Genomic DNA, 11,888 nt, shown 5'->3' on the forward strand with positions numbered 1-11,888 from the left:
TTAATTGATTACCTACCATTGTGCCCCTGCTTTTCGTGAAGTTGATTCCTTTCCTTTTCATTTTATTTAGAATCATTATAAATAATTATTATCTTTAGGGTTCAAATCTTTACTATGTGTAAATCATTGAACATTATAAGTCAATCCAAAAACGGAACGGTAACCTTTTGCAACCACAGCAAGTTGTTCCAGCTCATATTTAACAACCTATGTTTTGAATTATACGAATGGGAGTTGGAGGCCTTAAAATCTTATATTGAAGCATTGGATGTTGCCTATTGGGAAAATCAATTAAAGCATTGGAGCCAGCAACGAAAAATTCCCATTTCGGTGGGAAAGAAGCATTTTATAATTCTGGTGGATCGTGAAGAGATTAGCGAATTGTTATACCTATTGAACATGGAAAGCACAAAAGTGGAACTATTGAGCGCTAAAGAAATCAACTACCGATTTATTGAAAACTAAGAATTTTTAATGGGGCGTATACATTGCCAAAGCACCAAACTGGCCGAAGCGACAAAAGTAAGCGTCATTAAAATTCCAGAAAAAATTACCACATACTTCATCCAGCTTATGCCGGACCACATCAGATAAATTCCTCCAAAAGTGAGTACCACGGAGAGAAAAGGTTCAATGGTCAAGAAAAGCTTCCATTTTTTGGGCGCCTTTGTTATCCAAACCAACCCACCCAACAAAAAGAAAATAAACGACATGGAAAGTACATGGGTGTGCACTATAGTGAGCATTTCCCGAGCTCCTTTTTCAAACTTCATTACCGTTGCATCCTCATCTTCCTCATTCCCCAGATAGTTTTCCTCAATCCCTGCCGGGGTGGTAGAATCGGTTTGTTTCACAAACAACAATCCTGTAAAAAAACCAACAGAAAGAATACCGACAAAAACAGCAATAAAAAGCCTTATTTCTTTGGGAAAGTTAGCCAACAAACCATTGTAAGCGATCATAGCAAGTTTTTATCTTGAAGCATCCCTACCGTGACCAATAAATTATCCATAGCCTTGGTCATGGAGTTTACGGAAATGGTGGCGCCAGAAATAACATCGATATTGGAAGTGACACTTACGCGGTCTCCACCAGTTTTGCCTATGAACTGCTTGAGCCATCGTTTGCTTCCGATTTCACCGCCATATTCCTCACGATAGACCAAAACTTTGGTGTTTACCACTTTTAATTGCGCATCAAACACCACTAAATAATCAAATTTGGCCGTTTTGCTTGGGGCTTGGTCAAAAAATGCATACCCTAATACATCACTGCCGTTTTTTACCTGAAATAAATTTTGACCTGTGATTTGTACTGGAAGCTCAGCATTCTCAGCCGCTGAAATGGAAATAGGGTCTGCCGTGAAGTTTTCGGTTTCAAAGGTTTTACCGATTTCTTTCCGTGCTCTTTTATTGAGCTCATTCGGACTTACAAATCCAAAGAACATCATCAACACCAAAAGAAACCCATAAAACCTTATCCATTTCATATGTCAAATATATTAATTTAGACTGAATAGTAATAAATTGCCCTCAGAATCTCGTTGTGTTTATTAAAACCAAACACCGATTCCAAAGTTCAATCTATCGGTAACATCGCTATCCTCAGCAGCATTACTTCTAAATTGATAATCTCCTTTAACCACTACTCCCGGAGCAATGTGATATGTTAAACCTGTAGTTATATCAGTTCTGTCATAGGCATCATTTTCCATCAAGCTTCCTGCCGTGCTGGCGTGTGTATCGAAGTTTTCATAACGCACAAAGGCGAACAATTTTTGTCTATTGCCAAAAGGAAGCACATTATAGGCACCCTCAACATACCACCCCTGTAGTGCGCTGCCCAAGTTATTCCCTGTTAGGTTATTATAAGCTTCCGTATCTGAAAGGGTAGCGTGAACGAATTGACCTCTTGCTGTAAATTTTTGATATGCATAACGGGCGTCCAAACCGAACATGGCCATACCCACATCAGAACCATCGAATTCCTGAACATCGTCTTCTGCCTGTGTGCGGCCTAAGTAGGTGGAAAAGCCCAATCGAAGCCCTGGAATTCCGTAATAATCCAATTTGGTTGAAAGGTTAGGCTTATTAATGGTGGATTTGATCCCTTTTTGTCTTCCTCCTCTAAGTCCACTGGAGCCTCCCAAAAACCCCTTTACACCACCTTCGCCATCTGCTTCGGTGGATTTGAATCCATTAAAAATATAAGCTTGGTATCCCAATGAAATGGAATTGAATCTACCTGTAACCCCAACACCCAGCTCTCTCCAAGTGGTAGGTACAATAGCATTGTCCATGGCTGGACGTTCGGTGCCGTTAAACGTTGTGGGTTCGTGAAATTCGTTGATGATTCCCATAGGCACCAACATAAGACCACCTCTTATATTAAAGTTGGGAGCAGCCATGTAGTTCACAAAAGCTTGCTCTACATATACTTCCTCCACGTGTTCAAACTCTATTTCCGTTACAAACTGGGTGCGATCATCAAATCTATATCCAAACAATACCACCAAACGTTGTACATCCAACTCGCCATTTTGGCCATCGGGTTGATTGTAAAGCATTTCACCATATGCACCCACTGTTACGGCAGAACCGTAATTTCCGGACAATAATCGTTGAGCTGCGTTAATCTGTTTTTGGGGATCCAACTGAATGGAATCGGTACTGGTTTGCGCAATAGCAAAAGTTGATACCAGTAATGCTAAAAAGATGATTGATTTTTTCATGAGTCATTGTTAAAATGCGCGGCAAATATATTTTGTGCCGTGGTATCACGCAAATTTATTTAGACTTAATTTAAATAAATTTTAACAATTAACATTTACGCTGGATTTTGTTCAATAAATTCTAATGGTAAACTGAAAAAAGCTCAGTGGCTTTGTTGAAAGCGGCCTCAAACACCATCCAATTGACCCCGGTATCCACTTTTTGTGTAGTGAAAAAAGACAGCATTTTTTCGGTGGGCATATTTCCAGTTAGTTCGTCCTTGGCCATGGGGCAACCGCCAAAACCTTGAACAGCGCCATCAAATCTTCGGCATCCGGCCTTGTATGCCGCATCCACTTTTTCGTGCCATTTAGATGGCGTGGTATGCAAATGTGCCCCAAATTCAATTTCAGGGTATTTAGGAATCAAATTGGAAAACAAATATTCAATTACTTCGGGGGTTGAACTACCAATGGTATCGGAAAGAGATAAAATATTGGTACCCATTTCGGCCAATTTCTCGGTCCACTCCCCCACTATTTCCACATCCCAAGGGTCGCCATACGGATTGCCAAACCCCATAGAAATATAAGTGACCACTTTTTTATCGTGCGCGTGGGCCAATTCCAAAATACCTTTTAAAGTTTCCACCGATTGCGCAATGGTCTTGTGGGTATTCCGCATTTGAAAGTTTTCTGAAATGGAAAAGGGAAATCCTAAAAAATCAATGGCTTCATGTTGACATGCATCTTGCGCTCCACGAAGATTTGCACAAATCGCCAAAAGTTTGCTTTGCGTTCGGGAAAGGTCCAATTGTGCCAATACCTCTGCCGTATCCTGCATTTGTGGAATAGCTTTTGGCGATACAAAACTTCCAAAATCAATAGTATCGAAACCACAGCCCAACAAAGACTGGATGTACCTTACCTTTTCTTCCGTAGGAATAAAGGTTTTGATACCTTGCATGGCGTCGCGTGGACATTCTATGATTTTTACTTTTGGCATAGGCATGGGTAAAAATAGTACTATTTATCCGATAGCAATAGATACAACGCAATACCTACAAAAACAATGATTTGCATCCATTTTAAGTACAAACCCGTGTTTTTATGTTGCTTTAAATAGGAGGAAATTCCACCGGCCAAAAAGGCAATTGAACCAAAAACAAGGGATGCGCTCAGGATAAATAGAAATCCCAATACGTAAAACTGAATCACAGTATTCAACTCGTTACTGAACAAAAAACCGGGGAAAAAGGCCAAAAAGAAAATCGTCACTTTCGGATTGAGCACATTCATGGTAAAACCGATACGAAACAGCTTTTTGGGCGAATGTGTTTGCTGTTTCTTTTCATCCAATAAAATTGAAGCATCACTTCGGTACACCATATAGGCCAAATACAACAAATAGAGTGCCCCAAAAAGCTTGATGGCAAAGAACAAGGTATCGCTTCTTTTTATGATTTCGGAAACCCCAAAGGCCAACAAAGTGGTGTGGACCAAACAGCCTGACATAAGACCCGCCACCGTAGCCAAACCCGATTTTGTGCCATTGCTGATACTTTGGGTCAGGACAAAAATGTTATCTGGCCCTGGCGTAATGGCCAAGGCCAAAGAAGAAATCACAAACCCAATAAGAATGGAATAATTAATGGATTCCAGTGTAAAAACAAGCAAAGAGTTCATAGCTAGGACATCCTCGCTAAGATAGCTTTATTTATTTTTTTGATAAGCGCAGGGCCTTCGTAAATAAACCCAGTGTACAATTGCACCAAGTCGGCACCCGCATCCAGTTTTTCGAGGGCATCTTCAGCAGAATGGATTCCTCCTACACCAATAATGGGGAATGCCTTATTGCTTTTTTCGGATAAAAAACGGATTACCTCGGTACTTCTGTTGGTCAAAGGTTTTCCACTTAGTCCTCCCTGTTCTTCCGTTAGCAACAAATGGGATTTAAGGTTTTTACGCTCAATCGTAGTGTTGGTCGCAATAACCCCATCGATTTTGGTGGATTTTACAATGTCGATAATATCCAACAATTGGTCATCCGTTAAATCGGGCGCTATTTTTAAAAGAATTGGTTTTTCGCCTTGTTCCAATTTCTTGCTCAACTTCGCATTTTCTTTTTTCAATTTATTGAGCAGGTCCGTCAAAGGTTTTTTATCCTGCAATTCGCGTAATCCCGGAGTGTTGGGCGAACTTACATTGACCACAAAATAATCCACATGCTCAAAAAGGGCATCAAAGGAAATGAGGTAATCCTTTACGGCATCTATATTCGGAGTTACCTTGTTCTTTCCGATATTCCCTCCAACCAATACACGGTGTTTTTTCTTTAATTGCTCCACAGCTTCAAACACCCCATGGTTATTAAATCCCATTCGGTTGATGATGGCCTTGTCCGCCAACAATCGAAATAGTCGTTTTTTAGGATTGCCCGGCTGTGCCTTGGGGGTCAATGTTCCTATTTCCACAAAACCAAAACCAAAATCCGAGAATTCATTATACAGTTTGGCATCCTTGTCAAAACCTGCGGCCAAACCCACCGGATTAGGGAATTTTATTCCGAATACCTCACGTTCCAACCGAGGGTCGTTTACTTTGAACATACTTTTAAAAAGATGGTTGAGGCCCAGCTTTGAACAAACTCTTATCGCCCAAAATGAAAAGTGGTGTGCGGTTTCTGGATCAAATAAAAAAAGGATGGGGCGAATAAGGATTTTATACATTCAGCATGAAATTTGGACAAAAATAAAAACTCCTAAAACAGTACGCAGCAATTATTTCAATTTTCGTCAAGCGACCTATTTATGTAGATGGGGCGCAAGCTCATCTGTTCGCACAACTTTACGTAGCGCTCATATTGCTTCTCGTTGAACAAATTCAACAAACGTTTATCCATCATCCGAACATTTTGCTTCATACTGTCCATAATAGTTTTGTACTGTTCAGAAACGGTCACAAGCACTTCAGGGGAACTTTCTTCGTGTTTTTTCATCAAAAACCTTGCTTTGTCCTTCAAAATATCATTGCGTACCTTGAGTTCTGCACTCCAATTTCTCAAGTTTTTTTGTTGTTCCTCGGTCAGTTCAAAAACCTTGGTGATCGTTTCATCATCTTTGCCTCCAACACCGAGCATACATTCCATTTGGGAGTAGCCATGGTGGACACCTAAAAGAAGTAGAAAAATTAAAAGAGGTTTCAATCGTTGCTGTCGTTTTTGTTTCCGAAAGATACTTTTTTTAAACTTTTCTTCCTCCAAATTACATTTGAATAAGCCTTATTTTTGAAGAAAAGCCAAACATGGAAAAACTACTGCCCCGATTTCTGGAATATGTTCAAATCGATACCCAGAGCGACCCGTATTCCAAAACCACACCCAGCACTGAAAAGCAGTGGGACCTGGCCAAAAAATTGGTTCTGGAACTGCATCAAATTGGAATGCAAGAGGTTTCGATAGATGAAAACGCCTATATCATGGCAACTTTACCGAGCAATATCGACAAAAAAGTGCCGACCATAGGTTTTATTTCCCATTTTGATACTTCTCCTGATTTTTCCGGAAAAAATGTAAAACCACAGATCATAAAAGACTATGACGGGGGCGATATTGTATTGAACAAAAGCAAGGACATTGTGCTCTCCCCCGATTATTTCGAGGATCTATTGCTGTACAAAGGGCAAACCTTGATCACTACGGATGGCACAACCCTTTTAGGTGCTGATGACAAGGCTGGTATTGTGGAGATTATCACGGCCATGGAATATCTCATCAATCACCCAGAGATCAAACACGGAGAAATTCGGATTGGTTTTACCCCCGATGAAGAAATTGGTCGTGGTGCCCATAAGTTTGATGTGGAAAAGTTCGGCGCCGAATGGGCCTATACCATGGATGGCAGTCAGATTGGGGAGTTGGAATACGAAAATTTCAATGCAGCAAAGGCGAAAGTGACCATTAAAGGAAAAAGTGTGCACCCCGGTTATGCGAAGAGCAAAATGGTGAATGCCATTGGTATTGCCAATGAGTTTTTAAGCTTGATGCCTCCACGCGAGGTGCCCGAACACACTACGGGAATTGAAGGCTTTTTCCATGTGCATAAAATAAAGGGTGAAATAGAGCATGCAGAAATCGATATGATTATTAGAGATCACGATGCCACCCATTTTGCGGCACGAAAAACGATGTTGGAAGACATTACGGCCAAACTCAATAAAAAATATGGGGATTATCTGAGTTTGAGCATCGAAGACCAATACAAGAACATGCGAGAAAAGGTAGAACCCGTTTTTCATATTGTGGAGATTGCCAAAGAGGCCATGGAATTGTTGGAAATTACCCCCATCATTAAACCGATCAGAGGCGGCACCGATGGTTCCCAATTGAGTTTTATGGGGTTGCCCTGCCCCAATATTTTTGCTGGCGGACATAATTTTCACGGCAAATACGAGTACGTTCCTTTAGAAAGTATGGAAAAGGCCACTATGACTATCGTGAAAATTTGCGAACTTACTGCAAGTCAAATCAAATAGGATGAACAAGACCGAAAAACTGGATGCCTATTATGCGCTGGATCATCCCTTTAGGGATGGCATTGCGCATTTGCGCCAGTTAGCCTTAAAAACAGAAGCTGAGGAAACCTTTAAATGGAGTATTCCAGTGTATACCCTCAATGGTAAAAATGTTTTTGGTATTTGTAGGTTCAAAAGTCATTTTGGGGTGTGGTTTTTTAATGGGGTGTTTTTAAAAGACCCGAAAAAGGTGCTGGAAAATGCCCAAAAGGGCAAAACCAAGGGTATGCGGCATTGGAAGTTCAGTTCTTTGGATGAAGTGGATGACATGACCGTTCTGGCCTATATGACCGAATCTTTGGAAAACCAGAAAAAAGGTATGGAAATTCAACCCGAAAAAACAAAAAAGCTCTCGATTCCGGAATTACTTCAAGCAGAATTTAAAAAAGATGCAACTCTAAAAACAGCTTTTGAAATTTTTACTCCCTACAAACAAAAAGAGTTCTGCGAATACATTGCCGAGGCGAAACAGGAAAAGACCAAACTGCGCAGGTTGGATAAAATACTCCCCATGATCAAGGATGGGATTGGGTTGCATGATGGGTATCGATAGAAAATTTGGATATCCGTCAATTCAAATAGGGCGTTCGTGTATTGGCGGTGGAATTTTAACCAGAAAAATACTAACTTCACTTATCGGTCGATATAAATCATTATCATTGAAACGATTCATATCTTTAACGTTGTACACAAGTTGACAAACGAAATGAAATTAGAAATACCATTTGACGAAAACATATATTCCGAACAAACTTCATTGAACTTCAACTTGGCTTGGAATGAAAATCTTAAGAACAATAAAAAAAGACTTTATTGGGGAATTCCTTCAATAATTTTTGGTGCATTTTTGACTTATCAAGAGAATTATTTAGGGATATTATTTTTAGGAATCGGAATACATTATGGAATAAATTTCTATGATTTTTACAGCCATTATAAAAAGAATAAGACTAAATATTTAGAACTAATCAAATCTGAAATTGATGGACAAAAATCCTCGAACCAAGATTCGATTTGGGAATTTAATGAAGAATACTTTCGATACAAGTATTACAAATACGATGCTAAAATTAAATGGAATGCTTTTAAAAGTTATCGGATAATTGATAAAAACTTATTTCTTGACCTAGAGGTTGGAAATAACTCATCTTATATTTTAGGAGAGTCGGAAGTTGGAAAAGAAAAGTTTGAGGAAATAATTGAATTTGTAAAAATGAAAATAAAATAAAAACCTGTGTACAACACAGTGTATAATTCATTGCTTCCGATTTTCCTCACGGAAAATCCTCGCAACTTTACTATCTTAGTTTCTTAACTCGAAAATCCTGCGGATTTTCACGCAACGAAACTATACACAAACCGATAAGTGCATTTCAAAAAATGCTCTACCCCATCTTCGGAAACTCCCAGCCGTTATGGTATTCGTTCATCAATAAGGCATCGGCCTTGGCATCGTTGAACTTTTTGTTTTCGGCATCCCAGAACAAGCGTTCCCCTGTTTTGTAAGCTATATTGCCCAAATGGCTCACCATAGCGGCATCGTAGCCGACTTTTATCGGCGCTTTTAAGATAGAGGCATCTCGGGTCTTCACTGCCTCCAAGAAATTTTTGGTGTGCAGTCCCAATCCTTGTCCAATACCTTTTTGTAAGGGCACTGCTTCTATTTTTGGACCCAGATCTTGGCTCCAATGCGGACGGTCACGCTCTGGAATCACCTCCCAACCACCACGGTCGAGCACCAAAGTACCGTTGTTCCCAATAAACGCCACCCCGTGGTTACGGCCATAGTTACCACCATCAATACCCGTAGCATGCTCCCAAAGCAGGGAAAAATCGCCAAAATCATAAATGGTTTGAAGCGTATCCGGGGTTTCGGCAGCATCGTTTGGATACGCAAACTTACCGCCCATCGCCATTACAGATTTTGGGTCGGAGGCTTTCATTCCATATAAGGCGTAGTCGATCATGTGCACCCCCCAATCGGTCATTAAACCACCCGCGTAGTCCCAATACCATCTAAAGTTAAAATGGAACCTATTTTTATTGAAAGGTCGAGTTTGTGCAGGCCCCAACCACATGTCATAATCTACTCCTGATGGCACAGGGCTGTCGGGCAATACGGGAATGGATTGCATCCACCCTTGGTAGGCCCATGCCTTTACCAAACGAATTTGGCCCAATTTGCCCGAATGTACATATTTGATGGCATCCACAAAATGAGGTTCACTGCGTTGCCACTGCCCTATTTGCACCATTCGGTCGCTCGAGTTTACTTTGGCAAACATGGCCTCACTTTCGGCAACTGAATTGGCAATGGGCTTTTCGCAATACACATCTTTATCGGCATCTATGGCATCGGTGAGTTGTAGGCAATGCCAATGGTCGGGCGTTCCGATAATGACTATGTCGATATCTTTATCTTCAAGCAGTTTTCTGTAGTCTGAATACCATTTTGGCTTTTTGATGTCGCCTTTTTCCAGTTCGGCCGTTTTTTCACGCAGTACATTTTCATCCACATCACATAGGGCCACCACTTCCACTTCGCTGTTTTGCAACATGGAGCTCAAATCGGAAAATCCCATGCCGTTACAACCAATCAGGCCTACCTGAATTTTATCGTTGGGACTAATGGTTCGCCTAACGGATGCCAAAACATCCATAGGAAGGGCAAAGGTTGCCCCTAAACCAGCCATGTACATTGAGCTCTTTTTTACGAATTGTCTGCGTGTTGCCATAATCTAAAATTTGGATTAATATACAAAAAAAAGTCCCCCCAATTCACTTGGGGGGACTCCTTACAGTATGGTTTTCGGAATCTTAGCTTTTCTCGGCAGGTGTGTTGAGTTTTTTGCTCATTTCCATGGAGATGGCAGAGCGATCAAACTTTAATCTTCCGGCCATGGTCTCGATCACGCAAGAAAAATCCTTGTCGTTCAATTCCACGATCTTGCCGTGAAGACCACTTTTGGTGATGATCTTGTCGCCTTTTTTTAATTCCGATGTAAATTTCTTCTCATCCTTCTGACGTTTCATTTGTGGGCGAATCATAAAGAAATACGCCACAGCGAAAATCAAGATCAGAGGTAAAAATTGTCCTAGGTTTTCCATTCAGGTCTTTAAAATTATTTTACAGGACCAGCTGGCATAGCCTCTGGAGCTTGTACAAATGCTTTGATTCTTAAAATTTCAGAACCTTTGGCGGTGTTTGCGGTTACAGTGATGGTTTTGGTCACCTGGTTTTGTCCAGACCCATTGAATTTAACCAAAAGTTCTCCTGACTCACCTGGAGCGATCGGAGTGTTTTTTGGATATTCTGGCACTGTACATCCACAGCTACTTTTCGCATCGGTGATGATCAATGGAGCATCTCCTGTATTGGTAAACTTAAAGGTTGTCTCTTGGGGATTTCCTCTTTGGATGGTTCCAAAATCGTGCTCTGCTTTTTCAAAAGACATTACAGGAAGTTGTTTTTGGGCTTCATCCCTAGATACGGCTGTTTGTACATTATCCGCAACTATTTTGTTGGAAGCTTTGTCCTTGCAAGAAAAACTTACCAAGGCCACAGTCATAAGCAAACTAAAAATTGTGGTTATTCTTTTCATGATTAAAATTTGTTTCTTCAAAATTAAACAATTATTGTTTATTGCAAACCCCTACCTATTTTTTGCATCTTTCCCGAGGTTTTGTACTCCTTGGCCAACTTGTCCAACACTCCATTGATAAAGATGCTGCTCTTGGGCGTTGAATATTCCTTGGCAATTTCCAAATACTCGTTCAAGGTTACCTTTTCGGGTATGGAAGGGAAATTTAATAACTCACAAATTGCCATTTTTAGTATAATGGAATCTATTTCGGCAATTCGGTCGTTATCCCAATTGGGGGTCTTGCCCTCAATTTCCTTTTCCCATTTCGCATCGTTTAGTAAAGTTTTGGTCAAAAGTTCGTTGGCAAAATCCATATCTTCTTGATCCTTGAGCAAGGATGGTAAAAAGAAACGATCGGAAACATCGGGCTTCGCCTTTTTCAATCGTTTTACCAAAAAGGTGTTTACAATCGGGAAATCGTCGACCCAAGTAAGTTTATCATCTTCGAAATACTCGTAGATCTTTTCATTCGGGGCAATAATCTCGCGGAACAATTCCAGTACCACTTCACGATCATCAATATAGGAGCTTTCACCGTTGGTCATATACTCCTTATAAATATCACTGGCCACAATTTCTTTGTAGATGATTTTTACATATTCATCATTTAAATACCAGTTGTCCAATTTTCGGCTGGAAAGCTCATTTTTGAGCGCATCGTTGTTCACCAATTGCAACAACAATCGGTTTTTAATGAATTTTTCTGGATCTGGATACTTGTCATCTTCTGTGGCCACATACTTTTTGGAAGCATGGCTCGCATGTTTTTCAGCCAAACGGTGCAGCTCGGCTAGGAGACTTAAAATTAGAAGGTAGAGCACATACATGTTCTCTATACTCACTCTTAAGAACTTTTCCTGTTTTTGCAAGGATTCGTCCTTGGATTGAACCAATGCATAAATGCATTGCATCACTTTTACTCTAATGTGCCTTCGGGTAAGCATGTTAAAAGAACTTTTAAA

15 protein-coding genes are annotated in these 11,888 nt (G+C 40.4%); 4 read left to right on the top strand and 11 right to left on the bottom strand.

The window, feature by feature from the left end:
- Positions 1 to 114 precede the first annotated feature (114 nt).
- Complete coding sequence (locus ABT310_RS01690) at positions 115 to 465, top strand: DUF6686 family protein (protein ID WP_375325038.1); 351 nt, start codon at positions 115 to 117, stop codon at positions 463 to 465.
- Here ABT310_RS01690 and ABT310_RS01695 read toward each other — a convergent pair.
- The 7 genes from ABT310_RS01695 to ABT310_RS01725 all read right to left on the bottom strand — a co-directional run bounded on the left by ABT310_RS01695 (position 462) and on the right by ABT310_RS01725 (position 5,915).
- The gene (locus ABT310_RS01695; protein WP_375326136.1) at positions 462 to 959 is read right to left on the bottom strand and encodes a hypothetical protein; all 498 of its coding nucleotides are present in this window, start codon (positions 957 to 959) and stop codon (positions 462 to 464) included. The genes ABT310_RS01690 and ABT310_RS01695 overlap by 4 nt on opposite strands.
- Positions 959 to 1,489 carry an FMN-binding protein gene (locus ABT310_RS01700; protein WP_375325039.1) on the bottom strand — a complete coding sequence of 177 codons (531 nt, stop codon included), beginning with the start codon at positions 1,487 to 1,489 and terminating at the stop codon, positions 959 to 961. The genes ABT310_RS01695 and ABT310_RS01700 overlap by 1 nt, the downstream gene beginning before the upstream one ends.
- Positions 1,490 to 1,552: 63 nt before the next feature.
- Positions 1,553 to 2,731: a hypothetical protein gene (locus ABT310_RS01705; RefSeq protein ID WP_375325040.1), complete on the bottom strand. Its 1,179-nt coding sequence runs from the start codon at positions 2,729 to 2,731 to the stop codon at positions 1,553 to 1,555.
- 121 nt (positions 2,732 to 2,852) lie between these two features.
- Complete coding sequence (locus ABT310_RS01710) at positions 2,853 to 3,716, bottom strand: hydroxymethylglutaryl-CoA lyase (protein ID WP_375325041.1); 864 nt, start codon at positions 3,714 to 3,716, stop codon at positions 2,853 to 2,855.
- 20 nt (positions 3,717 to 3,736) lie between these two features.
- Positions 3,737 to 4,396: a LysE family translocator gene (locus ABT310_RS01715; protein ID WP_375325042.1), complete on the bottom strand. Its 660-nt coding sequence runs from the start codon at positions 4,394 to 4,396 to the stop codon at positions 3,737 to 3,739.
- A gap of 2 nt (positions 4,397 to 4,398) precedes the next feature.
- Complete coding sequence (locus ABT310_RS01720; RefSeq protein ID WP_375325043.1) at positions 4,399 to 5,439, bottom strand: quinone-dependent dihydroorotate dehydrogenase; 1,041 nt, start codon at positions 5,437 to 5,439, stop codon at positions 4,399 to 4,401.
- 56 nt (positions 5,440 to 5,495) lie between these two features.
- Positions 5,496 to 5,915 (bottom strand): hypothetical protein, encoded by a 420-nt coding sequence (locus tag ABT310_RS01725; protein WP_375325044.1) that lies wholly within the window; start codon positions 5,913 to 5,915, stop codon positions 5,496 to 5,498.
- 98 nt (positions 5,916 to 6,013) lie between these two features.
- Between ABT310_RS01725 and pepT the strand changes: the two genes are divergently transcribed.
- From pepT to ABT310_RS01740, 3 genes are all read left to right on the top strand, one after another.
- Positions 6,014 to 7,243 (top strand): peptidase T, encoded by a 1,230-nt coding sequence (gene pepT / locus ABT310_RS01730; protein WP_375325045.1) that lies wholly within the window; start codon positions 6,014 to 6,016, stop codon positions 7,241 to 7,243.
- Between the two features lies 1 nt (position 7,244).
- Entirely contained in the window at positions 7,245 to 7,835 is a 591-nt protein-coding gene (locus ABT310_RS01735; RefSeq protein WP_375325046.1) for a YdeI family protein, read from the top strand.
- 153 nt (positions 7,836 to 7,988) lie between these two features.
- Positions 7,989 to 8,510, top strand: a complete 522-nt coding sequence (locus ABT310_RS01740) for a hypothetical protein (protein WP_375325047.1) — start codon at positions 7,989 to 7,991, stop codon at positions 8,508 to 8,510.
- 157 nt (positions 8,511 to 8,667) lie between these two features.
- On the opposite strand, the gene ABT310_RS01745 is transcribed toward ABT310_RS01740, so the two are convergent.
- The 4 genes from ABT310_RS01745 to nusB form a co-directional block, all read right to left on the bottom strand.
- Positions 8,668 to 10,017 (bottom strand): Gfo/Idh/MocA family protein, encoded by a 1,350-nt coding sequence (locus tag ABT310_RS01745; protein WP_375325048.1) that lies wholly within the window; start codon positions 10,015 to 10,017, stop codon positions 8,668 to 8,670.
- Between the two features lie 82 nt (positions 10,018 to 10,099).
- Positions 10,100 to 10,390: a preprotein translocase subunit YajC gene (gene yajC, locus ABT310_RS01750; protein WP_375325049.1), complete on the bottom strand. Its 291-nt coding sequence runs from the start codon at positions 10,388 to 10,390 to the stop codon at positions 10,100 to 10,102.
- A 14-nt stretch (positions 10,391 to 10,404) separates the two neighbouring features.
- Complete coding sequence (locus ABT310_RS01755; RefSeq protein WP_375325050.1) at positions 10,405 to 10,884, bottom strand: DUF1573 domain-containing protein; 480 nt, start codon at positions 10,882 to 10,884, stop codon at positions 10,405 to 10,407.
- Between the two features lie 38 nt (positions 10,885 to 10,922).
- Positions 10,923 to 11,870, bottom strand: a complete 948-nt coding sequence (gene nusB / locus ABT310_RS01760; RefSeq protein ID WP_375325051.1) for a transcription antitermination factor NusB — start codon at positions 11,868 to 11,870, stop codon at positions 10,923 to 10,925.
- Positions 11,871 to 11,888: the final 18 nt, after the last annotated feature.

It is taken from the genome of Flagellimonas cixiensis (assembly GCF_042134615.1).
Classification (GTDB): Bacteria; Bacteroidota; Bacteroidia; order Flavobacteriales; family Flavobacteriaceae; genus Flagellimonas; species Flagellimonas cixiensis.

Bases quoted from the DNA above. Each gene is read 5' to 3' on its own strand.
- ABT310_RS01690 (WP_375325038.1), top strand. From the start codon at position 115: ATGTGTAAATCATTGAACATTATAAGTCAATCCAAAAACGGAACGGTA.
- ABT310_RS01700 (WP_375325039.1), bottom strand. From the start codon at position 1,489: ATGAAATGGATAAGGTTTTATGGGTTTCTTTTGGTGTTGATGATGTTC.
- ABT310_RS01705 (WP_375325040.1), bottom strand. From the start codon at position 2,731: ATGAAAAAATCAATCATCTTTTTAGCATTACTGGTATCAACTTTTGCT.
- ABT310_RS01710 (WP_375325041.1), bottom strand. From the start codon at position 3,716: ATGCCAAAAGTAAAAATCATAGAATGTCCACGCGACGCCATGCAAGGT.
- ABT310_RS01715 (WP_375325042.1), bottom strand. From the start codon at position 4,396: ATGAACTCTTTGCTTGTTTTTACACTGGAATCCATTAATTATTCCATT.
- ABT310_RS01720 (WP_375325043.1), bottom strand. From the start codon at position 5,439: ATGTATAAAATCCTTATTCGCCCCATCCTTTTTTTATTTGATCCAGAA.
- pepT (WP_375325045.1), top strand. From the start codon at position 6,014: ATGGAAAAACTACTGCCCCGATTTCTGGAATATGTTCAAATCGATACC.
- ABT310_RS01735 (WP_375325046.1), top strand. From the start codon at position 7,245: ATGAACAAGACCGAAAAACTGGATGCCTATTATGCGCTGGATCATCCC.
- ABT310_RS01740 (WP_375325047.1), top strand. From the start codon at position 7,989: ATGAAATTAGAAATACCATTTGACGAAAACATATATTCCGAACAAACT.
- ABT310_RS01745 (WP_375325048.1), bottom strand. From the start codon at position 10,017: ATGGCAACACGCAGACAATTCGTAAAAAAGAGCTCAATGTACATGGCT.
- yajC (WP_375325049.1), bottom strand. From the start codon at position 10,390: ATGGAAAACCTAGGACAATTTTTACCTCTGATCTTGATTTTCGCTGTG.
- ABT310_RS01755 (WP_375325050.1), bottom strand. From the start codon at position 10,884: ATGAAAAGAATAACCACAATTTTTAGTTTGCTTATGACTGTGGCCTTG.
- nusB (WP_375325051.1), bottom strand. From the start codon at position 11,870: ATGCTTACCCGAAGGCACATTAGAGTAAAAGTGATGCAATGCATTTAT.